The 21945-nt window shown below is 68.1% G+C and carries 23 protein-coding genes, 1 other RNA gene and 1 riboswitch; of the genes, 10 read left to right on the forward strand and 14 right to left on the reverse strand.

The window, feature by feature from the left end; genetic code table 11:
* The first annotated feature begins 197 nt into the window (after positions 1-197).
* The 7 genes from J9611_RS05870 to crcB all read left to right on the forward strand — a co-directional run bounded on the left by J9611_RS05870 (position 198) and on the right by crcB (position 7082).
* Positions 198-1553, forward strand: coding sequence for a glutamyl-tRNA reductase (locus J9611_RS05870; protein ID WP_211878514.1), 1356 nt, complete (start codon positions 198-200; stop codon positions 1551-1553).
* 77 nt (positions 1554-1630) lie between these two features.
* A riboswitch (SAM riboswitch) is annotated at positions 1631-1744 on the forward strand.
* Between the two features lie 35 nt (positions 1745-1779).
* Positions 1780-3219 carry an aminotransferase class V-fold PLP-dependent enzyme gene (locus J9611_RS05875; protein WP_246527434.1) on the forward strand — a complete coding sequence of 480 codons (1440 nt, stop codon included), beginning with the start codon at positions 1780-1782 and terminating at the stop codon, positions 3217-3219.
* A gap of 110 nt (positions 3220-3329) precedes the next feature.
* Positions 3330-4088: a class I SAM-dependent methyltransferase gene (locus J9611_RS05880; protein ID WP_211878518.1), complete on the forward strand. Its 759-nt coding sequence runs from the start codon at positions 3330-3332 to the stop codon at positions 4086-4088.
* Positions 4089-4247: 159 nt separating this feature from the next.
* Positions 4248-5534, forward strand: coding sequence for an Nramp family divalent metal transporter (locus J9611_RS05885; protein WP_307857033.1), 1287 nt, complete (start codon positions 4248-4250; stop codon positions 5532-5534).
* Between the two features lie 16 nt (positions 5535-5550).
* Positions 5551-6264 carry a metal-dependent transcriptional regulator gene (locus tag J9611_RS05890; RefSeq protein ID WP_211878520.1) on the forward strand — a complete coding sequence of 238 codons (714 nt, stop codon included), beginning with the start codon at positions 5551-5553 and terminating at the stop codon, positions 6262-6264.
* Positions 6265-6714 carry a fluoride efflux transporter FluC gene (locus J9611_RS05895; RefSeq protein ID WP_211878522.1) on the forward strand — a complete coding sequence of 150 codons (450 nt, stop codon included), beginning with the start codon at positions 6265-6267 and terminating at the stop codon, positions 6712-6714. It abuts the gene before it with no gap.
* Positions 6714-7082, forward strand: coding sequence for a fluoride efflux transporter CrcB (gene crcB / locus J9611_RS05900; protein ID WP_211878552.1), 369 nt, complete (start codon positions 6714-6716; stop codon positions 7080-7082). The genes J9611_RS05895 and crcB overlap by 1 nt, the downstream gene beginning before the upstream one ends.
* Here crcB and J9611_RS05905 read toward each other — a convergent pair.
* Positions 6985-8475, reverse strand: coding sequence for an MFS transporter (locus J9611_RS05905; protein WP_246527435.1), 1491 nt, complete (start codon positions 8473-8475; stop codon positions 6985-6987). The genes crcB and J9611_RS05905 overlap by 98 nt on opposite strands.
* A gap of 136 nt (positions 8476-8611) precedes the next feature.
* On the opposite strand from J9611_RS05905, the gene J9611_RS05910 reads away from it, so the two are divergent.
* Together J9611_RS05910 and J9611_RS05915 are read left to right on the forward strand one after the other, a co-directional pair.
* Positions 8612-8983: a hypothetical protein gene (locus J9611_RS05910; RefSeq protein ID WP_211878524.1), complete on the forward strand. Its 372-nt coding sequence runs from the start codon at positions 8612-8614 to the stop codon at positions 8981-8983.
* 49 nt (positions 8984-9032) lie between these two features.
* A complete protein-coding gene (locus tag J9611_RS05915) occupies positions 9033-9170 on the forward strand; it encodes a hypothetical protein (RefSeq protein ID WP_211878526.1) in 138 nt (45 codons plus the stop codon).
* A 107-nt stretch (positions 9171-9277) separates the two neighbouring features.
* On the opposite strand, the gene ssrA is transcribed toward J9611_RS05915, so the two are convergent.
* The 13 genes from ssrA to J9611_RS05980 form a co-directional block, all read right to left on the reverse strand.
* Positions 9278-9646, reverse strand: a transfer-messenger RNA (tmRNA) gene (gene ssrA / locus J9611_RS05920).
* Between the two features lie 93 nt (positions 9647-9739).
* Positions 9740-10210 (reverse strand): SsrA-binding protein SmpB, encoded by a 471-nt coding sequence (smpB, locus tag J9611_RS05925; protein WP_211878528.1) that lies wholly within the window; start codon positions 10208-10210, stop codon positions 9740-9742.
* A gap of 63 nt (positions 10211-10273) precedes the next feature.
* Positions 10274-11683, reverse strand: a complete 1410-nt coding sequence (locus J9611_RS05930) for a M23 family metallopeptidase (protein WP_246527439.1) — start codon at positions 11681-11683, stop codon at positions 10274-10276.
* 35 nt (positions 11684-11718) lie between these two features.
* A complete protein-coding gene (ftsX, locus tag J9611_RS05935; protein ID WP_211878532.1) occupies positions 11719-12633 on the reverse strand; it encodes a permease-like cell division protein FtsX in 915 nt (304 codons plus the stop codon).
* Positions 12630-13469 carry a cell division ATP-binding protein FtsE gene (gene ftsE, locus J9611_RS05940; protein ID WP_246527436.1) on the reverse strand — a complete coding sequence of 280 codons (840 nt, stop codon included), beginning with the start codon at positions 13467-13469 and terminating at the stop codon, positions 12630-12632. The genes ftsX and ftsE overlap by 4 nt, the downstream gene beginning before the upstream one ends.
* A 182-nt stretch (positions 13470-13651) precedes the next feature.
* Positions 13652-14767 (reverse strand): peptide chain release factor 2, encoded by a 1116-nt coding sequence (gene prfB, locus J9611_RS05945; RefSeq protein WP_211878535.1) that lies wholly within the window; start codon positions 14765-14767, stop codon positions 13652-13654.
* 64 nt (positions 14768-14831) lie between these two features.
* A complete protein-coding gene (locus tag J9611_RS05950) occupies positions 14832-15245 on the reverse strand; it encodes a pilus assembly protein TadG-related protein (RefSeq protein WP_211878537.1) in 414 nt (137 codons plus the stop codon).
* 92 nt (positions 15246-15337) lie between these two features.
* Positions 15338-15787, reverse strand: coding sequence for a hypothetical protein (locus tag J9611_RS05955; RefSeq protein ID WP_211878538.1), 450 nt, complete (start codon positions 15785-15787; stop codon positions 15338-15340).
* Positions 15768-16238: a TadE family protein gene (locus J9611_RS05960; RefSeq protein WP_211878540.1), complete on the reverse strand. Its 471-nt coding sequence runs from the start codon at positions 16236-16238 to the stop codon at positions 15768-15770. The genes J9611_RS05955 and J9611_RS05960 overlap by 20 nt, the downstream gene beginning before the upstream one ends.
* Before the next feature lie 3 nt (positions 16239-16241).
* Positions 16242-16442 (reverse strand): hypothetical protein, encoded by a 201-nt coding sequence (locus tag J9611_RS05965; RefSeq protein ID WP_246527442.1) that lies wholly within the window; start codon positions 16440-16442, stop codon positions 16242-16244.
* Positions 16443-16621: 179 nt separating this feature from the next.
* The gene (locus J9611_RS05970) at positions 16622-17563 is read right to left on the reverse strand and encodes a type II secretion system F family protein (RefSeq protein WP_372447765.1); all 942 of its coding nucleotides are present in this window, start codon (positions 17561-17563) and stop codon (positions 16622-16624) included.
* Positions 17560-18414 (reverse strand): type II secretion system F family protein, encoded by an 855-nt coding sequence (locus J9611_RS05975; protein WP_211878544.1) that lies wholly within the window; start codon positions 18412-18414, stop codon positions 17560-17562. Before J9611_RS05975 ends, J9611_RS05970 begins: the two co-directional genes overlap by 4 nt.
* Positions 18414-19637, reverse strand: a complete 1224-nt coding sequence (locus J9611_RS05980) for a TadA family conjugal transfer-associated ATPase (protein WP_211878546.1) — start codon at positions 19635-19637, stop codon at positions 18414-18416. Before J9611_RS05980 ends, J9611_RS05975 begins: the two co-directional genes overlap by 1 nt.
* 520 nt (positions 19638-20157) lie before the next feature.
* Between J9611_RS05980 and J9611_RS05985 the strand changes: the two genes are divergently transcribed.
* Positions 20158-21945 (forward strand): GH25 family lysozyme (locus J9611_RS05985; RefSeq protein ID WP_307857034.1); only part of this gene is annotated, 1788 nt, incomplete at its 3' end.

Below are 21945 nucleotides of genomic sequence, written 5' to 3' on the forward strand. Positions count from 1 at the left end.
CCCCCCCCCCCCCCCCCGGCGGGGGCGTCCGCCGTCGTTCTTGTCCTGGGGCGTGATCTTCCGGGCGGGCCTGCCGCTCAAGGATTCCCAAGGGTCCCTGCACGACCCTGTCCACAGCGGCGGTCTCCGCTGCCGGACACGACGTGGTGTGGACATCTGTTGGGAGGCAAGCGGCCTTGTCTGGAACATTTCGACATGTGGATCCCGAATCCTGCGACTTCGGGGGCGGCCCGGTCCTGCTGGTGCTCGTTGCGAGGTACCGTGATCTCGACATTGAATCAGCCGCCCGGCTGCACTCCGTTTCCTCGCGGCTGGCCCGGCACATCCTGGCCGGCAGTTCCGCCGTTTCCGGATCCGTGGTCCTGTCCACGTGCAGTCGCTTTGAAATCTACTGCGAGGTCTCACCCACGGGGGATGTTGACACCGCCTGTTCCGATGCCCTGGACTCTGTCGGCCTCTGCACGGGCCTGCCCGCCGCCCTGCTCGCGTCACTGTTCGAACACACCCATGGAGAACCGGCGACGAAGCATCTTTTCGCCGTCGTGACCGGCCTCGATTCGGTTGTTGTAGGTGAGCGCGAAGTCGCAGGCCAGGCCCGCCGTGCCCTCGCTGAAGCGCAGGCTGAGGGTACCGCGAGCGGGCGTTTGATCCGGCTGTTCCAGGCGGCCTCCCGCACGGGGAAGGAGGTGGGGGCCCGGACCGCGCTCAGCAGCACCAGCAGGTCCATAGCCTCTGTGGCCCTTGACCTTGCCGCCGCCGGATCGGGGCAGCCGGCCCTGGACGATGTGTCCGTGGTCCTCTTCGGCACCGGAGCGTACGCAGCCTGCGTTGCGGAGATACTCAGAAGCAGGCGGTGTTCAGCCACTTATGTTTTTTCCCAGTCCGGCCGCGCGGACGCCTTTGCAGCGGCCAGGGGAGGAACGGCGCTGACGGCCCGGGAGCTGCCCGCAGCCGTTGCCCGGGCGGACATCATCATTGGCTGCAGCGGCACCGAAACGCGCATCGGTGCAGCCCGACTGGCTGCCTGGAGGGAAGAAGCTGCCCATCCCCTCACCGTCATCGATCTCGCCCCCAGCCATGATTTCGACCCTCGCGTGGCGGATCTTCCGGGCATTGAACTGATCACCCTGGAATCGGTCCGGCTGGCGGCTCCCCCGGCGGACGCGGAGGCGCTCCGCGTTGCCGGTGCCCTCGTCCGGCAGGCAGCGCGCCGCTTCGAAGAACAAGAGGCAATCCGCATGGTCGACACGGCCATCGTTGCCCTGCGCGGACATCTCCATCAGGTCCTCGACGCCGAAATGGAGCGCGTCACGAAACAACACGGGTGCGGCGCCACGGCTGAGGAAGTCAACTCCGCTCTGCGCCGCATCGTCCGGCGCCTGCTCCACATCCCGACGGTCCGCGCCAGGGAACTGGCCACGGCCGGCCGCCAGGACGACTACGCGGCAGCCCTGGAAGCCCTCTTCGGCCTCAACGTTCAGCTCACCAACCCCCGGATACCCGGCACGATGAGCTCCGTGGAAAGTGCCCCGGCCGCCCCGGCCGCTTCCTAGCTATATTGCGTAACAAACCGCTTCACATTGGAGCGTGGCCTTTTCCCCGGCGGCGTGGTTGTCCTAGGCTCGATGCAGGTCACGAGTGCCAGCGCTAAACCCCGGTTTGCTGGCCGGCAACCCTCCATTCGCGGTGGGGTGCCCCGGGTGACGACCTGGCCGGTCCGGAATGGACCCGGCAAGCGCGGATCCCCGGAGCGTGGGGTCCTTTTCGAATGAGGTCCTTTTGACAACCGCCATTTTCCCCGCCGCCACTGCGATTGACGCCACTGCGATTGACGCCACTAGCGGTGGGCACCCGGACGCACGGTTCGCCGTCGCGGGCCGCCCGCTCTCCGCGGTGACCGGGGCCGAGATCCAGGCCCCCCTCATCCAGGGCGGCCACGTCCGCTACGCCAACCTGGACTACGGCGCCTCGGCACCGGCCCTGTCCGTGGTGTCCGCCTACCTGAACGAGATCCTTCCCTTCTACGCGAGCGTCCACCGCGGCGCCGGCTACGCCTCCCAGATCAGCACGTCCGTCTACGAGAACGCCCGCAGCATTGTGCGCGGCTTCGTGGGCGGCCGGGCAGACGACGCGGTCATCTTCACCCGGAACACCACCGATTCCCTCAACCTGCTCGCCGGCTGCCTGCCCGTGCGCGGCGGCAAGCACACCGGCGAGGTCCTCTACCTCGACATCGAGCACCATGCCAATCTGCTGCCGTGGCAGAAGGTGCCGCACCGCAGCGTCGTCGCCGCCCCCACCCTGGCGGCCACCCTGGAGCGGCTGCGCGGGGAACTGGCGCACGGCGGGATCAGCCTGCTCGCCGTCACCGGAGCCTCCAACGTCACGGGGGAAATCCTGCCGATCCGGGCCCTGGCCGCCCTGGCGCACGAGTACGGCGCCCGGATCGTCGTCGACGCCGCCCAGCTCGCCCCGCACCGGCGCATCAACATCGCCGCGGACGACGTCGACTACCTCGCCTTCTCGGGCCACAAGCTTTACGCACCGTTCGGCGCCGGCGTGCTGGTGGGGCGCCCGGACTGGCTCGACGCCGGCACCCCGCACCTCGCCGGCGGCGGCGCGGTGCTGGACGCCAGGCTCGACACCGTCAGCTGGACCACCGGCCCGGCACGGCACGAGGGCGGCTCCCCCAACGTCCTGGGCGCCGCCACGCTGGCCCGCGCCACCGAGGTGATCGCGGCACTGGACGAGGAGCAGTGGCACGCCCATGAGAACGCCATCCGGTCCATCCTCGTCGAGGGGCTCCAGCGCATCGACGGCGTGAGCGTGCACCAGATCTTCTCCGACACGGAACAGGGCGCCGGGACCATCGGCGTCGTGAATTTCTCGGTTGCAGGCTACGACGCCGGCCTGGTGGCGGCCTACCTTTCGGCCGAACACGGCATCGGCCTGCGGGACGGCCGTTTCTGCGCCCATCCCCTGCTCCGCCGGCTCGGGCTGCCTTCCGGTTCCCTGCGGGCAAGCTTCGGCCTCGGCTCGCGCCTGGAGGATGCGCAGCGGGTGCTCGCCGGAATCCAGGAATTGCGGCAGACCGGCCTCGGCTGGGACTACGTGGTGGATGCCGGCCGCTGGGTCCCGTCCAACGATTCCCGCAGCTACCCGCACTGGGCACCGAACACGCCGGGCACCGCGGGCGCAGCCCCCTGCTCCCTGGATTAGGCGGCTGCCGGCCGGCCGGGACCGGCCGTACGGCACCGGGGACCGGCGCACGCTGCCGCGTGCGGTAAATTCGGAGGATACCCAAACGGATCTGCCGAAGGAGATCGCACGTGGCACGCGGCGGCCCCAAACTCCACCATGAGCGACGCCAGCAGCTGGGGCAGAGCTTCCAGGATGGCGGCGAGCACTATGAAAGGGTCCGCCCCGGCTACCCGGAGGAATCGGCCGGCTGGCTGATCCCGCCGGGCGCGCAGGACGCCGCGGACCTGGGCGCGGGGACCGGAAAGTTCACGGCACTGCTGGTCGGACACGGCCTGCGCACCGTGGCCGTGGATCCCTCGGCGGACATGCTGGAGCAGCTGCGCCGGACCCTGCCCGGCGTCGCCGCCGTCGAGGGCACGGCAGAGAATACCGGCCTCGAGCCGGAAGCCTTCGACCTCGTCACGGTGGCCCAGGCCTGGCACTGGTGCGATCCGCTCCTGGCGAGCACCGAAATCGCCCGGATCCTCCGGCCGCACGGCGTCCTGGGCCTGATCTGGAACCAGCTGGACACCTCGGTTCCCTGGGTGCACCGGCTCTCCCGCATCATGCACGCCGGCGACGTCCACAAACCCCATTTCAGGCCGACCGTGGGCCCGGAGTTCACCGGCCTTCAGAGCCATCTGACCCGGTGGGAGGATCCGGTGACGACCGAGGACATCATGGAGCTGGCGAAGTCCCGCAGCTACTATCTGGCGGCCCCGCAGGGCACCCGGACCAAAGTCCTGGGCAATCTCGACTGGTATCTGCACGGGCATCTGGGCCACGCCCCCGGCGGGATCCTCCGGCTCCCCTACCTGACGCAGACCTGGCGGGCTTTCCGGACCTGACTGTTACCTTCCACATTGCACGCGGGCAGCCGCCGGGCTTATTGTTTCGGTATGCCTAAAAATTATCTGTAGGCAGGTAGCACTTTAACGACGGCTGCGACATCAGTCCGGCAGAAACCATCGCGTCAACGCGGACGCGCCGAATCACGGGAGCTTGCAGTGCTGGAAGTAACGGGTCAGGAGCCCCATTCCCCGGGAGCACCCACCCGGCGGAAACCGGGTGCGCGCAGGGCGCTGCTCGGGCTGCTGGGGCCGGCCTTTGTGGCCTCGATTGCCTATGTGGACCCGGGCAACGTCGCGGCCAACCTGACTGCCGGCGCACAGTATGGCTACCTGCTGGTCTGGGTCCTCGTGGTTGCCAACGTCATGGCCGTGCTCGTCCAGTACCAGTCCGCGAAGCTCGGCATCGTATCCGGCAAGAGCCTGCCGGAGATCCTCGGCGAGCGCCTCAAGCCGTTCTGGCGGCGCGCCTTCTGGGTCCAGGCCGAAATCGTGGCCGCGGCGACCGATCTGGCCGAGGTGGTGGGCGGGGCGATCGCCCTGTCCCTGCTGTTCGGCCTTCCCCTCCCCCTCGGCGCCCTGATCGTCGGTGCCGTCTCGATGCTCCTGCTGGCCGTGCAGCGAAAGAACCGGCAGCGACCCTTTGAATTCGTCATCATGTTCCTGTTGGGCATCATCACCATCGGCTTCCTGGCCGGCCTGTTCTTCAGCCCTCCCGACGCCGGCGGGGTCCTGGCCGGACTCGTGCCGGGTTTCCAGGGCCCGGACACCGTCCTGCTGGCGGCCAGCATGCTCGGCGCCACCGTGATGCCGCACGCCATCTATGTCCACTCCGCCCTCTCCCGCGACCGGCACCGCCCCAACCCGCACCTCCATGTTCCGGTCCCGGCCATGGCGCGGCTGGTCAGGGCCACCAGGCTGGACGTCGTCGCCGCATTGGCCATCGCCGGAATCGTGAACATCGGCATGCTGCTCCTGGCTGCATCGACCCTCGGCGGCGCGGCCGGGACCGACACCATCGAGGGCGCCCATGCCGCCATCACGGCCAACCTGGGGCCCGTCATCGGCGTCATCTTTGCCGTCGGCCTGCTCGCCTCCGGGCTGGCCTCAACCTCGGTGGGCTGCTACGCCGGCGGAAGCATCATGCAGGGCCTGCTCAAGATCCGGATTCCGCTGATGGCCCGCCGTGTCGTCACCCTGATCCCGGCGGTCGTGCTGCTGACGGTCGGCTTCGATCCCACCTGGGGGCTCGTCCTCAGCCAGGTGGTCCTGAGCTTCGGCATCCCCTTTGTCCTCGTCCCGCTGGTGGTGCTGACCAGCAATAAGTCCCTGATGGGCCGCTTCGTGGACGGGCTGGCCCTCCGGATCGCGGCGATCGTCAGTGTGGCGCTCGTGGTGGCCTTGAACCTCGTCCTGCTGTGGCTCACTTTCTCCGGCCGCGGCTGACGGTAGGCTTGGGTCTGTGAAGACCAGTACGCCCTCCTCCTCCATCGAGGACTACGTCAAGGTCATTTACTCCTTCACGGAGTGGCAGGACAAGCCCATCACCTCCACGCGGCTGGCGCAGCGGCTGGGCGTCGCCAACTCCTCGGTCTCCGAAATGGTCCGCAAGCTCAAGGACCAGGGCCTCGTGGACCACAAGCCCTACAGCGCCATCACCCTGACCGGCGACGGCGTCCGGCTGGCAGTGTCCATGGTCCGGCGGCACCGGCTGATCGAAACCTTCCTTGTCCAGGAGCTCGGCTACCGCTGGGACGAGGTCCACGACGAGGCCGAGCTGCTCGAACACGCCGTCTCGGACACCTTCATCGAACGGATGGCCGCCAAACTGGGGAACCCGTTGCGGGACCCGCACGGCGATCCGATCCCGGCCGCCGACGGATCCGTCCAGGTTCCTGCCGCCCACCGGATGAACGAGCTCGACGCCGGCCACACGGGGCGGATCACCCGGATCAGCGACGAAAACCCCGAGCTGCTCCGCTACCTTGCCGCCGAGGAAATCGACCTGGACGCCGAGGTTGAGGTGCTGGGCCGCAGGCCGTTCGGGGGCCCCCTCGTGGTGCGGATCGGCTCCGGCGGAACCCCGCGCGAATTCGACCTCGCCGAGGAGGTCGCGTCCGCCCTCTGGGTGCACAGCGAGGACGCCCACGCCGGCTGCAGTGTCACCGGTCCCTGAATGCCGGACCCGGCGACGGAGGGCCGTGCCGTGACACGCCGCGGACTTCCGGGCTGGCGGGCCTGGGCGGCCGTCGCCGCCGGCGCGCTGCTCGGTACCGAACTGCGGTACGCCGCCGGCCAGCTCTTTCCCGAGCCGGCAGGCGCGGTGCCGTGGACGACCCTGGTGATCAACGTCGTCGGGAGTTTTGCCCTGGCCACTCTGACCACCATCTGGATCGCACGGCCCAGGACCGCATTCTGGCTCCGGGCGGGGCTCGGCCCGGGCCTGCTGGGCTCGTTCACCACGTTTTCGGCGCTCGTGATCTCGATCGACCAGCAGTTCCGCGCCGGCTTCCATGCGGCCTGGCTGGCCTACCTGGGGCTCTCGCTCGTGCTGGGGCTGGGGGCCGCGGCCGCCGGCTGGAAGACCGGCAACGCCATCGCGGACCGGCGCGGGAACGCCGCATGATGACGGCGCTGCTGGTGGGGATCTTCGGGGTGGCCGGCGCCTTGCTGCGCTTCGCCGTCGACTCCTGGTTTGCCCACCGCCCCGGACCCCACCCGCACTGGCCCTGGGCCACGCTCACCGTGAACCTCGCCGGGTCCTTCATCATCGGCCTGTCCATCGGCCTGACCGGCCGGCTGGATCTCGACCCCGACTGGCACGCCGTTATCGCCACGGGCCTGGCCGGGGGCCTGACGACGTTCAGCTCGTGGACCACCGCGACGGTGCGCCTGGTCAGCGAGGGGCGGTACCGGGCCGCGGCCCTGAATGTGGCCGTGAATCTCCTCGCGGGCCTCGCGGCGGCCGCCCTCGGCCTCGCCCTGGCCGGCTAGGACGCCGGCCGTCTCCACCCTCCCCGCCCGGGTTCCGGATGCCGACGGCGGAGGTCAGCGACCCGACGACGAACAGTGCCGCGGTCACGGCGACGGTGTTGTGCAGGCCCGACGTCGTGATCACCGGCCCGGTGATGAGCCCGGCGACGGCGATTCCCACGAGTCCCGCGATGCGCGCGACGGCGTTGTTGACGGCCGAGCCGATGCCGGCCTCCTCCGGATGCACCGCCCCCAGGATGGCGGACGTCAGCGGCGCCACGGTCACGGCCAGGCCCACCCCGAAGACCACCAGCCCGGGCAGGACCTGCCCCACGTAATCCAGCGGCAAACCCACTCCCAGCAGCAGCAGGAAGCCGGCCGCGCACAGCAGCGGTCCGGCCGTCATGAACCAGCGGGGGCCGGAACGGCCCGCGAGGGCGCCCATCCGGGCCGACAGGATGAGCAGGATGAGGGTCGAGGGCAGCAGGGCGAAGCCTGCGGCCGTGGCACGCAGGCCGGCCACCTGCTGGAGGAAGAGGCCCAGGACGAAAAAGCCCAGGGACAGCGCCCCGTAGATCGCCGTCGTCGCGATGTTGCCCCAGCCGAAATTGCGCACGGCGAAGAGCTGCAGCGGCATCATCGGGGCCGGGGTCCTGGCCTCGTGAAGGAGGAACGCGGCGAGGACCGCGGCGCCGGCGGCCAGGGGCAGCCAGACCTGCGGGGCGCCCCAGCCCAGGCTGCCGCGTTCGATGAAGGCGTAGACGATGCCGCCGAGCCCGACGACCGCCAGGACCGTTCCTGTGACATCGATCCTGCTGCCGGGGGGCCGCTCCGGCTCCAGTCCGCGCAGCCGGCGCAGCGCCGGCCACACCGCGACTGCCGACACGATGTTGAGGAAGAAGATCACCCGCCAGGTCAGGAGGTCGACGGAGAGTCCGCCAAGCACGGGCGCCGCGACGATGGCTCCGGAGGTCCAGGCCGACCATTTGCCGATCGCCACGGACTGGGCGGGGCCGCTGAACACCGTCACGATCAGGGCGAGGGAGCTGGGCACCAGCAGGGCCCCGGCCACGCCCTGCAGGGCGCGGGCCACCACCAGCGCCTCCCCGTTCCAGGCGAGGCCGCAGAGCAGTGAAGTAACCGTGAAGCCCACAAGACCCCACTGCAGGACCCGCACCCGGCCGAACTGGTCCGACAGGGAACCCGCAACGAGGATGAGGGCACCCAGGGTCAGCAGGTACCCGTCCACGACCCATTGCTGGACCACCAGCCCGCCGCCGAGTTCCCGTCCGATCGCCGGCAGGGCAAGGTTGACCACCGAACTGTCCAGAAAGGCCATGAACGACGCGACGATCGCGACGTACAGTACGCGTTTCTCGACGGCGGTCATGGCTGTGGCGGGGTTTCCGGACATGGCTGCTGCCTTCCTCACTGCCTCCCGCACTGCCTTACTCTGCCGGGCGGCACCGGGTCTGTGATGAGCCTAACACCGGGCCGCCGGGGCTGGTCCCCGGCCCTGCCGCGGCCCGGCCATCCCGTATCGTTGAAGGATGGTTACCCGACGTGAAGCAGCCCAGATCCTCGACATTCCGCTGGAAATGGCACACCGTCACGGCATCCCGTCCCGCCTTTCCGACGCCGAACTCGGCGAGCTGCTGGACAACCCGCCGGCGTGGCTGGTCCAGTCCAAGGCGAACCGGACGGGCAAACGCCCGGTCTGGGTCCAGCTGACGTGCGCCGTCTGCGGTTTCTCCGAGGCGGCCCGGCCGAAGAAGTGGTGGCCGGAGTTCACCTATGTCTGCTGCGCCGACCATGCCCCGTACGAGGTCCCGGCAGCGGGCGCCGGGCTGGTGCGCAGCGAGTACGAGGGCGTGGGGAGCCGATTCGTCGGCATCGTGGACGTCGCGGTGCCCGAGGCGTAACTTAAAAGCACGGGGCCATTCCGGGCCCCACGCCGTTAGGGAGTGGACCATGCCTGACAAATCGCCGCACAAGAGCCTGGGCAAGAAACCGGTGAAGACCATCAAGGAAAAACGCGCCGAGAAGAAGACCAAGAACGTCGCGGAGATCCACGCGGACCCGGTGGCACACATCAAGAAGCGCGGATAGCCAAGGGCCATTTAGCCACGGGCCGTTAAGACCAAAAGGCCGGAAGCATCCGCTTCCGGCCTTTTGTACTGTACTACGGGGTGGAGCTCCGTCTCCGGCGCTCCCATGGGTGGAGATGGGGGGAATTGAACCCCCGTCCGATGTCGTGTTGTCAGGGCTTCTCCGGGCGCAGTTTGCGTCGGATTTTCTCGGCCCCGGCCATGCTGCAAACAGCTGGCTGATCCGGGCCCAGTCATCTAAGAGTCCCGTCCACCCCGATGACGGAGGTAAACAGCAGTGGCTATCTAAATGACGCCAGGATCCGGGGCAATAGCAACCTCGGGCTGACGGACTGTCTTACTGCTTAGGCAGCGAGAGCGAAGTCAGTGCGTTTTGATTCGGCACTTATTGGTTTGCAGACAGCGTTTACGAGATAATTCTGCATCCTCGGCCCGCTTCACCTGTCGCGACTAACATCGTCGAAACCGATCATCCCCGTATTTTTTTATCAAACCCGTCGGGAACCTCACGGTTCCTTCCCGGACTACCAAGCATAACGCATACCCGGCCGGGATCATTCCCGGTAGCCGCTACCTCCGGTTCCGCTCGCGCATGACCCGGAGGGCTTCGCGCTTGTCCTGCTGCTCGCGCAGCGTCTGGCGCTTGTCGTATTCCTTCTTGCCGCGTGCGACGCCGATTTCCACCTTGGCCCGGCCCTCCAGGAAGTAGAGCTGGAGCGGGACGATCGTGAAGCCCGATTCGCGGATCTTGTGCGAGATCTTGGTCAGCTCGTCCCGGTGCAGCAGCAGCTTCCGGCGCCGGCGCGCGGCATGGTTGGTCCAGCTCCCCTGGTTGTACTCGGGGATATGGATGCCCTCCATCCACAGCTCGTCGTTGTAGAAGGTGCAGAAGCCGTCGACCATCGAGGCGTGGCCCTCGCGCAGGGACTTCACCTCGGTGCCCATCAGGGCAATCCCGGCCTCGTAGGTGTCAAGGATGTGGTAGTCGTGCCGGGCCTTGCGGTTGGTGGCCACTACCTTACGGCCACTTTCTTTGGGCACGGTAGAACTCCTCGGATCTCTAGGTGGCTCACTCCGGCCGGGGTGGCGCGGAGTCCTTCCAGTTTAGAGCAGGTTCATCGGGTCCACGGCGCGGCCGTTGAGCCAGGTCTCGAAGTGCGAGTGGCAGCCGGTGGAGTTGCCGGTGGTGCCGGAGTAAGCGATGAGCTGGCCCTGGCTGACCTGCTGGCCCGGCGAGACCGTGACTGAGGTGTTGTGGTAGTAAATCGTGGTCAACGAGTTGCCCTGGACGACGCCGTGCGAGATCTTCACGTTGTTGCCGCCGCCGTCGTTGGCCCAGCCGGCGGAGTACACGGTGCCGGCCGCCGCGGCGTAGACGGGGGTGCCGCAGGGGGCACCGAAGTCGATGCCGGTGTGCATGTACCCGCCCTGCCCGTAGAAGTCGATGGTTCCGGCCGGCGTCGCACGCCAGCCGAACCCGGAGGTGATCGGGATATTGCCCGGAAACGGGTGTTGCAGGCCGAAGGCCGACGGCGAACCCTGGGGCGGCGCGACGTACGGCTGCGTGGCCTGGCCCCTGGCGCGCGCTGCCGCGGCGGCCGCTTCGGCGATGCGCCGCTGCTCGGCTTCCCAGGCTTCGCGGAGCTTCCGGTCCCGTTCGGCGATTTCCGCAGCGACGGCGTCCTGCTGGGACTTGACCTGGGCCAACTGGGTCTGGATGCCGGGCTTGGCTGCCTGCAGCTCGGCGTCGAGCCTGGTGGTGTCGGCGATGAGCTTGTCCACCTGTGCCTTCTTGGCTTCGGCTTCGTCGCGGGCGGTCTTCTCGCGCGCCAGCGCGGCGTCGGCCTTCGCCTTAAGGTCCGTGATTTCCGCTTCCACGGCCTCCAGGCGGGCCTGGGAGTTGACGTTGGTGGCGTTCTGCTGGGTGAGCTTGTCCATCGCGGAGTTCTGGCTGCGCATCGCCTGGTCGGCCAGGTCGATGCTGTCCGTCAGGCTTCCGCCCTTGTTCGAGCCGAAGAACAGCGACAGGTTGGAGGGCACGCCGCCGGACTTGTAGGCCTGGCTGGCGATCTGTCCGATCAGCTTCCTGGTGTCGGAGATCTTCTGCTTGTCGGTCTCCAGCTGCTGGGTGATCTTGGCCTTGTTCTGCTGCGCGAGATCCACCCGCGCCGCCAGGGCCTCCACTTCCTTGACGGCACCGGCCACCCTGCCCTGGGCGTCGAGGAGGGCCTGCTGCGCGCCGGGCAGCTGCCCCTGGTACAGGACCAGGTCCCCCGCGGCCTGGGCGATCTTGGAATCCACGAATTCGAGGGAATGCTGGACCCGCGCCGCCTCGTCCTGAAGTGCGGCCTGCTGGTCCTCGAGGTTGTCGGCGAACGCCACCGGGGTTGAGGCGCCCATGCCCGCCGTCAGGAGCAGCACCAGGGCGGCGCTGACCAGGCGGCTGCGGCGTCCGGCCGGGACGGGCCCTGCGGGACAAGAGCGCGGACCGGGCCGCGGGGCCGGGCGAACCATCGGTGTCATAAGCATTCCCTTTTCGTTGCGCAAGACTAGACCCTCAGGTACCGGCGGAGGGTCAGCAGTGATGATGTTCCGGCCAGCAGCACGCCCAGGCCGATCAGGGCCGGGGCCAGGAGCAGCGTCTGGGCAGGTGAAATGAAGGCCGTGTCGGGGTACTGCTTGGCGAGGTACTCGCCGAGGAAGAAGTGCGCCGCTGCCCACAGCGTGCCCGAGGCCAGGGCCGCACCGATGACGGCCGCGATCACACCCTCCAGGATGAACGGCAGCTGGATGACCGCCTTGGAGGCACCCACGAGGCGCATGATCCCGGTTTCGCGGCGGCGGCTGAAGGCGGAGAGCCGGATCGTCGTCGCGATCAGCAGGATGGCGCAGACAATCATCACGCCGGCGACGCTCACCGCCACGAGGGACGCCGCGTTCATCACGGAGAAGAGCCGTTCGAGGAGCTGGCGCTGGTCGATCACGGATTCCACGCCAGCCTGGGAGGAGAAGGTCTCGCTGATGATCTGGTACTTTTCCGGATCCTTCAGGTTGATCCGGAACGACGCCGGCAGCTGGTCCGGCGTCACCGATTCCACGATCGGGGAATTGGAGAACTGTTCCTTGAAGTGCCTGTAGGCATCGTCCTGGGACTCGAACGCGAAGTCGTTGACGTACTGGTGGACCGCGGGCGACTCGAGGAGCGTGCGCAGGTTGGCCTGCTGTTCGGCCGTGACCGGGCCGGTGGCGCAGCCGGCCGCCGTCGACCCGTCGCTGCACAGGAAGATGGCCACCTGGACCTTGTCGTACCAGTAGCCCTTCATCTGGTTGATCTGCAGCTGCAGCATCCCGGCGGCGCCGACGAAGGTCAGGGACACGAAGGTCACGAGAATGACGGAGACCACCATGGACACGTTGCGGCGCAGGCCGCTGCCGATCTCGCCGAGGACGAACGCAAGCCTCACAGCGTGCCCTCCGCCGCGGCGCGCGCCTGCGCGCGTGTTCCGCTGCGCAATGCGGCGCTTGTCTCGCTGCGCGGGGACGCGGCCACCGGCTCCGGCCCGGGGTCCCGGCCGCTGGCATCCTTGAGCCGGCGCGACTGGCCGACCACCGGAATCATGGAGGTGTAGAGGGCCCGGGCCTCGTCGCGGATCACGACGCCGTTCTTCAGCTCCACGACGCGCTTGCGCATCTCGTTGACGATGTCGTCGTCGTGGGTGGCCATCACGACGGTGGTGCCGTTCTGGTTGATCTTGTCCAGCACGCCCATGATGCCCATGGACGTGGTCGGGTCCAGGTTTCCGGTGGGCTCGTCGGCCAGCAGGATGCCGGGCCGGTTGACGACGGCGCGGGCGATCGCCACGCGCTGCTGCTCGCCACCGGAGAGTTCGTGGGGCAGGCGGTTCTCTTTGCCCTCCAGGCCGACGGTCTTGAGGACCTCCGGGACGGTGTCGCGGATGACGCTGCGGCTCTTGCCGATGACCTGCATCGCGAAGGCGACGTTGGCGAACACGGTCTTCTGGGGCAGCAGCCGGAAGTCCTGGAAGACGACGCCGATGCCGCGGCGGAGCCGGGGGACGCGCCAGCTGGAAATGTTCGCCACGTTCTGGCCGGCAACGTAGACGGCGCCGGAGGAGGCGCGGTCCTCCTTGAGGACCAGGCGCAGGAAGGTCGACTTGCCGGAGCCGGAGGCGCCGACCAGGAAGGCGAATTCACCGCGGTCGATCTCGAGGTTGATCGAGTCCAGCGCCGGACGCGCGGTCTGGTCGTAGACCTTGGTGACATTTTCGAAGCGGATCATGGCCCTAAATACCCTGCAGGCACGGCCTTGCGGCCCAGTTCTGCCGCCGGGGCGCGGGCTTTCGTTTGGGGGAAGTAGGGCTCCGGCTCCTTGACTATACGCACGGGCACCGGCGCGGCGGCCGGAGCCGTGGGGGCGTGTCGCGGGATTGTCAGGGACCTCCCAGCCGAGGCGCCCCGGGCCTACTTGTCCGCGTTGCGGTTGTCGGTCCGCCAGCGGATGCCCGCGTCGATGAAGTCGTCGATCTCGCCGTCGAACACCGCCGAGGTGTTTCCGACCTCGTGCTCGGTGCGGAGGTCCTTGACCATCTGGTACGGGTTGAGCACGTAGGAGCGCATCTGGTCTCCCCACGAGGCCTTCACGTCACCGGCGAAGGCCTTCTTTTCGGCGTCCTCCTGCTCCTTCTTGAGCAGGAGGAGGCGGGACTGCAGCACGCGCAGGGCGGCCGCACGGTTCTGCAGCTGCGACTTCTCGTTCTGCATGGAGACCACGGTGCCGGTGGGGATGTGGGTCAGGCGCACGGCCGAGTCGGTGGTGTTGACCGACTGGCCGCCCGGGCCGGAGGAGCGGAAGACGTCGACGCGGATCTCGTTGTCCGGGATGTCGATGGAGTCCGTCTGCTCGATCAGCGGGATCACTTCCACGGCGGCGAAGGAGGTCTGGCGGCGGCCCTGGTTGTCGAAGGGGCTGATCCGGACCAGGCGGTGGGTGCCTGCCTCGACGCTCAGCGTGCCGTAGGCGTAGGGCGCCTTGACCTCGAAGGTGGCGGATTTCAGCCCGGCTTCTTCGGCGTAGGAGGTGTCCATGATGGTGGTCGGGTAGCCGTGGCGTTCGGCCCAGCGCAGGTACATCCGCATGAGCATCTCGGCGAAATCAGCCGCGTCCACGCCGCCGGCCCCGGCCCGGATGGTGACCACGGCTTCGCGCTCGTCGAATTCGCCGGACAGCAGGGTGACCACTTCGAGCTCCTTCAGGGCTTTCCGGATCGATTCCAGCTCGGTGGCGGCTTCGCCCATGGAGGCGGCGTCATCCTCGTCCTGGCCCAGCTCGACCAGGACTTCGAGGTCGTCGATCCGCGAGACGAGCGAATCCAGGCGTGCCAGTTCGGACTGGCGGTGCGAGAGCCGCGAGGTGATCACCTGGGCGGCCGCTGGATCGTCCCAGAGGTTGGGCTCACCGGCGCGCTCGCTCAGTTCAGCGATGTCTTCCTTCAGCGCCTCGACATTCGAAACGTTTTCGATGGAGGCGTAGGTGGCGCGCAGCGCGCGGATTTCTGCTGGAAAATCAATGTTAGCCATGGTTTTTTAACCCTACGCTATCCGTGCGAGCCGCCCGGACTTGGTCGTGGGCTTGCTTGCGGGGCTAGCGCGTGAGCCGGGAACGCGCCGTCGAGCTCGCCTCGATCCTGATGCCGTCCGGGACCAGGAAGTTGACCACCGGCGGGTGGACGGCGGCGCTCAGGACCACGACGGCGGTGGAACCGTCCGGGCTCCCTGTGCCCGGCGCGACGGCCAGGCCGGTGAACCGCGTGAAGGAACCGTTGCGGACCAGATGGTCGACGGCGGCGCTGCGCACCCGGCTGCCGCTGAGGACAGCGGTGGGGCTGCCACCGGCGCTTTCGAGCTGTCCCAGCGTGAAGCTGTCCGCTGCGGCCACAGAGGCGCCGTCCGCCAGCGAGAGCAGCTTTTTGTGCTCGATGTAGATGCTGGACACGCCCGTCACGACCGTCGCGGCGAGCAGGGCCAGCAGGACGTAGCCGATGATCAGCACGCTCATCTGGCCGGCTTCGCGTTGACCTCGTGGGTGCACAGTGTGGCGGCTCCGGCGCGGGGCCGGGCTTGGGTTCGTGCCCGGGCGGCGCGAGGGGTTCATTTGAAGCGTCCGACCGTCTGGGTGGCAGAGGCGGTGAGGTGGCCCGCGGTGAGGCGGAACGCATCGCTGAATGGCACAAACGGCAGCGGCACCGCCAGGTGGACGGTGACGGTCACGGCCGAGCCTGCGGCCGCGCAGTCCGACGGTTCGCAGCTGGTGTCCACGCTGGCGTTCTCCGCCGCTTGCCCGTAATCGGCGAGCGCCAGAAGGACGGCCTGCTCCGCGGCTGCCCGGCCGCTCGCCGCATCGGGCTGGGAAACATAGATCTTGGCGGCCTGGTCCGCGGCGCCGACGACGGCGAACGATCCGCCCTGGAGCTGTCCCACGGTGATGATGAAGTAGACGAGCGGGACCATCAGCAGCAGGGAGAGGAAGGTGAACTCGACGACCGCGCTCCCCCGTTCCGTGCCGTCAGGCGCTTCCGGTTCATCGCTGGATGGCGGCATGTCCTGACACCTCCAGCAGCGCACGGGGACCAATCAGCCCGATCACCGGCAGCGGGGCACGGACGGTCACCTGCAAGGTGCGGATGCCCTGATACGTGGATTCAGAGGTGCTGACGTCCGTGGCGAAGTCGGGATTGAGCGCCATCCCGATCAGCTGCGCCGTCCGGGCACGGGCATCCTCGGAGTTGCGGTCAGCGAGCGTACCGTAGCGGGCGCCCGAGGCGGCAGCGTCAATAAGCGTATTCCGGATATGAAGGACCAGGGTGAGCTGGATGATGGCAAGAAAGAACATCGTCAGCAGGCCGCCGACCAGGACGAAGTCCACGACCGCCGAGCCGCGCTCGCCCGGGCTGCCGCTGCGGCCGGGGTCCACGACCGGGCAGGCCGGGGCTTCGCGCCGCCGGCGGTTCCGATGCCGCCGGCGGCCCCAGCCGCCGCCCGGTGCGCCCATCGGCTACCGCCCGACCTTGTCCATCGCCTGGTTGAACAGCGCCTCAAGGGCCGGGCCCGCGAGGGCCAGAAGCGCCGCGACAAGGACGGCCGACATCAGGGTGAGCATCACCCAGCCCGGTACGTCCCCGCGTTCGGGATGGTCCATGCCGCGGGCAGGATGTCCGGCCCCGCTCCCCGGGGTGGAGGGCCGCCGGAGCAGCAGGCTGATGGTGCAGATCAATAATGCAATGCGGATACCGGTGTTCTTCACTGGGTCCCCTTCTTCTGTGGGTTCATATTGTGTTCGCCTTCTGCGGCGCTACCTGTCTTGTCCTATCGCCGGTGCTGTTCATACCTCCTGCGCTCCCCACCTCCCTGCCGGTGCTCCGGCTGCCCGCCCCTTCACAGCCCGAGGCTGATGGCAGCCAGGCCCGGAAACACGGCGAATACCACCGTGAGCGGAAGCACCCCGAAGACGAGCGGCACCATCATCCCGATTTCCTTCTTCCCGGCGGACTCCATCAGCTCACGCTTCGCGGTGTCCCTCACGTCCTGGGCCTGGGCCCGCAGCACGTCCGCGAGGGGTGTCCCGCGCTCGACTGCCACGATCATTCCGTCCACGAAGCGGACCAGTGGGCCGAGCCCGGTCCGGGACGAGAACTCCTGCAACGCTTCCACCAGGGGCTTTCCGGCCCGGGTTTCGGCGAGCACGCGGGTGAATTCCTTCGACAGTTCGCCTCTGGCACTGCGGCAAACCCTGTCCAGTGCGCCGGTGGCACTTTCCCCGGCACTGACCGCAAGGGCCATCAGTTCGGCCATGCTCGGGAACTCCGCCATCATGCGGGCTTCGCGCCTCCTGATCCGGGCACCCAGCAGGTAGTCACTGAGCAGGAATCCGCCAATGGCGCTGCCGAGGACAGCCAGGACGGCGATGAACGGGCTGAACCGTCCGGCGGCCCCGGCGAGCAGCACCACGGCGAGGGCCAGGACAAATCCCCCAACGGCCCAAAGGAGCTGTTCCGCCCGGAAATCCACTGCCGTTCTGGAAGTGCCTGCGCGGGCAAGTCGCCGGTTCAGGGCCGCAGAGCCGAGGTTGAGTCTGCCGAGTGACGCGAGTCCGTCACGGAGCACGGGGCGAAGAATACGTTCGAGCGGGCCAAAGGGTGTGATGTTCTTCGGCGCGGCGCGCAGGAGCCCGGATTCCAGATTGTGGGACCGGAGTTGAGGATGGAGGCGGTCGACGAAAGTGATCGGTCGCATGAACGGAAGCCTGACCAGCATCAGCCAGAGGCCACTGCCGAGGACTATTCCGCACGCCGTGGCGCTCGCCATGAGCCCTGTCACCGGAGGACCCTCGCGTCTTCCGGAAGGGCCCCAATTCGCAGCATGATGGCGTACGAGATCAGCGATACAGCGAGTCCGCCGAGCAGCACGCCGGCTCCGGCCGGCGTGTTGTAGGCCGCCACCGCTTCGGGCCGGCTCGCCAGCAGCACCAGGACAATCCACGGTGCGGCAACTGCGAGCCGTGCCGCGTTGACCGTCCACGATTGCCGGGCCTCCAGTTCGCTTCTGGTGCGGGCCCCTTCCCGCAGGAATTCGCCGAGCGTGCCCAGCAGCCGGCCCAGGTCCGAGCCGCCTACCTCCCGGGTCAGGCGGAGGGCTTCGACGATCCGGTCGGCGACAGGATCAGCCAGGCGGTCCTTCAGCCGCGTGAGGGAAGAGTCAAACTGGCCGCCCGAGCGGTAATCGGAGCCGAAGTCGAGGAACACGTGACGGAGCTCCGACGGCCCCTTGTCCGCCAGCTGGATGAGGGCCTCCGGCAACGACAGGCCCGCCCTGATGGCCGAGCGGAGGTGGTCGACGACGTCGGGCCAGAGCTGACGCAGGACGGCTGCCCGCTTCCGGGCACGCCATCGCACGACGGCCATGGGCAGCCAGCCGCCGAACAGCCCGAAACATCCCGAGATCGGCCACGAGCGGGTCCCGGCGAAGAAGACGATGGTGGTAAAGGCCCCCACGCCGAGGCAGGTGGCCAGCAGCCCCGCTGCACTGACCTTTTCTATTCCTGCCGTGCGCAGCAGATCCTCCAGCCTGCTGGTCCGGGGAGCGGCCTTGGATCCTTGCGGTTGCTCCCACGCGGACCACCAGACCAGCAGGAGCCCCGTGCCGGCCAGAACCCCGAGGAGCGGGGCCATCAGCGAGGCTCCAGCAGGGCCGCGACGTCGTACCCGGACCGCCCAAACTTCTCCGCGGCCGGCATCGAATTGGCCTTTGGCTGCAGCTGGCCATCGATCATCGCGAAAACCATGGACGATTCGATGATGCCGTTTTCGACCCTGCGTCCCAGCGACAGAATCTCCGTCACCTGTCTGCGCCCGTTTGCATGCCTGCTGCAATGAACCACAAGGTCGATGCAGGAAGCCACAGTGGGCACAACGAAGGCACTGGAGATGTTCTCGCCCGCGAGCAGGGGCAGCGTGCAGATCTTCGTCACCGCATCATGCGACGAGTTCGCGTGGACGGTGCACATCCCGGGCAGCCCGGAGTTAAGCGCGATCAGCATATCCAGGCTCTCGGCCTCCCTGACCTCACCCACCACCAGCCGGTCCGGGCGCATGCGCAGCGCCTCCTTGACAAGCCGGCGCAGAGGAATCTCCCCCTCGCCCTCGAGGTTCGCCTGGCGGCACTGCAGCCCCACCACGTCCCGGAGGGGAAACTGCAACTCGAAGATCTCCTCCACGGTGATGACCCGCTCGCGGGTGCCGATGCTGGCGGCAAGGCAGTTCAGCATGGTGGTCTTGCCCGCCTGGGTCGCACCGGACACCAGGATGTTGAGTCCGCTGGCCACGGCTGCGCCGAGAAACCGGGCCGACTGCGGCGTGAGTGTGCCCAAATCCACCAGATGCTCCAGCCTGCTGGCCTTGACCACGAACTTGCGGATGTTGATGGCCCAGTGGCGCCGGGTCACGTCCGGGATGACCACGTGGAGCCGGGATCCGTCCGGAAGGGCAGCATCGACAAAAGGGGACGACATGTCCAGGCGGCGGCCGGAGCTCTTGAGCATCCGCTCCACCAGGTCCTTGACCTGCTGGTCCGTGAGGGACACAGAGGTCAGTTCCGATTCGCCGTTGCGTGCCACATAGATTTCGTTGGGCGCGTTCAGCCAGACTTCCTCGATCGCCGGATCATCCAGCAGTGGCTGCAGCGCCCCGAAGCCGGCGACGGCGTCGTACACAAATCTGCGGGCAGTCTCCAGCGGGCCGATGGGAGGCAACGGGGCCAGGAGGGCCCGCTGGTCGTAGTCGCTGACCGCCGCCTCCACGAGGCGCCGGACTTCGCCGGCCTGCCGGAGGGGATCCAGGCCCCGGCGCCGGATCAGCTCGCGGACCTCATCCTCGACAATGCGCACAGCCTCCATGCGGCCCCCAATATGACGGCCGCCCAGGATAGGCGGCGGTGCAATTGGGTTAAAGCTAGGTTCCGGCGGCCACCCCGGCAAGGCTTCTGCGGGGTGCCTGTGGATAACCGCATGGCCTGCGGCAGGACAATATTCCCATCCGTAACACCAGAAACAGTGGTTTCAGCTTTGTGCCGGTGTTAGGGTGGGCGCGACCAGTCAGACATACTCGGACCCGGACCGCTTTCCCTGGCATTCACCGGGACCAGACCCACATGACGCGGCTCCACGAGCGTGTCGTTGTTCCGGAGCGAAAATGAAGCGGACCCTGTTTCCCCCCAACAATCATCGCGGCCGCCGGTTCGGGGCTGTCCTCCTGGCCGCCTCGCTTATTGCCGGGCCGGGGCTGGCGACGCCGGCAGCCGCCGTCGAGCCGTCACCCGCGCCATCGTCTTCCGCGACATCGCCTTCCGCAACGTCGACTGCCACCACAGCTTCCCCTGTTACCCCGGACCGCACGACGGCAGGCTACCGCGCAGCCATGGCCGCAGCGACCGCTGGGGGCGGAGCAGACATGGGCCAGGGGCTTCGGACCGGCCCGTCGTTGTTGACGGGCGGCAGGGCCAGGACTCTGACGACCCAGGGGACGTGGACTCCGACCTTCGGCGTGCAGGGCCTGGACGTCAGCGAACACCAGCCCTCAGTCAACTGGCAGCAGCAGCGGAACATGGGTGCAAGATTTGCCTACATCAAGGCGACCGAGGGGAACTACTATACGAATCCGATCTTCGGTGCCCAGTACGACGGGTCCCGTGGCGTGGGAATGATCCGGGGCGCGTACCACTATGCAAACCCTGCGGCGTCGTCCGGGGCAGACCAGGCCCGGATCTTCGTGCGGAGCGGCGGCGGCTGGTCCGGCGACGGTTACACGATGCCGCCGGTGCTCGACTTTGAAGGCAACCCCTACGCAGGCCAGACGATCAACGGGTTTTACCAGGGGAACATTTGCTACGACATGTCCCCCGGTGAGCTGACGGCCTGGGCCCACGACTTCAGCAACACCATGCAGGCACTGACGGGACGGCTCCCCGTCATCTACACCGGTTACTACTGGTGGAGGGATTGCGTAGGTAACCCTCTCGGCTTCGGTGACTCCCCGCTGTGGATCCCTTCATACCCCATCTCGGCCTCCAACAACGCTGGCCCGCTTCCGCGCAGCTGGAGCAACTACAGCATCTGGCAGTACAGCAGCACGGGACCGTTTGCCGGCGATTCCAATGTCTGGAATGGCGATCTGGCCAGCCTGAAGCGGTTTGCCACGGGCGTGCCGGTTGCGGCGAGCCAGTCCATTGCCGCTGCGGCTTCTTCGGTGACGTCGCTCGGAGCTCCGGTTTCGGGGATAGTGTGCGGCCAACCGCAAGGAGGCTGCTACCAGGACTACCAGGGCGGGGCGATCATCTGGAGTCCCGCCACGGGCGCCCACCCATCATCCGGGGACGTGCGCGCGGCCTGGGCCCGAACCGGTTTCCTCGACGGCCCGCTGGGCTACCCGACGTCGGACGTCAACTGCGGCCAGCCGCAAGGAGGCTGCTACCAGGACTACCAGGGCGGGGCGATCATCTGGAGCCCGGCCACGGGCGCCCACCCATCATCCGGCGACGTACGCGCGGCCTGGGCCCGAACCGGTTTCCTCGACGGCCCGCTGGGCTACCCGACGTCGGACGTCAACTGCGGCCAGCCGCAGGGAGGCTGCTACCAGGACTACCAGGGCGGGGCGATCATCTGGTCCCCCCGCACGGGCGCCCACCCGACATCCGGCGACGTACGCGCGGCCTGGGCCCGAACCGGATTCCTCGGAGGCCCGCTGGGCTACCCCACGGGCGACGTCACCTGCGGGCTCCCGCAGGGCGGCTGCTACCAGGACTACCAGGGCGGGGCGATCATCTGGTCCCCCCGCACGGGCGCCCACGCCTCCACCGGCCCGACCCGGGCCGCCTGGGCAACGATGAACTTCGTGGACGGCACGATGGGCTACCCCACGGGCGACCTGAGCTGCGGGCTCCCGCAGGGCGGCTGCTACCAGGACTACCAGGGCGGGGCGATCATCTGGTCCCCCGCCACCGGCGCCCGTCCCACCTACGGGGCGATCAGGGCCCGCTGGGCAACGATGAACTTCGTGGCCGGGCCGATGGGCTACCCCACCGGGGACGTCACCTGCGGCCAGCCCGGAGGCGGCTGCTACCAGGACTACAAGGGCGGGGCCATCATCTGGTCCCCCGGCACCGGAGCCCACGCCTCCACCGGGCCGACCCGCACCGCCTGGGCCGCC

This window comes from Pseudarthrobacter albicanus, from assembly GCF_018224015.1.
GTDB classification, from domain to species: domain Bacteria; phylum Actinomycetota; class Actinomycetes; order Actinomycetales; family Micrococcaceae; genus Arthrobacter; species Arthrobacter albicanus.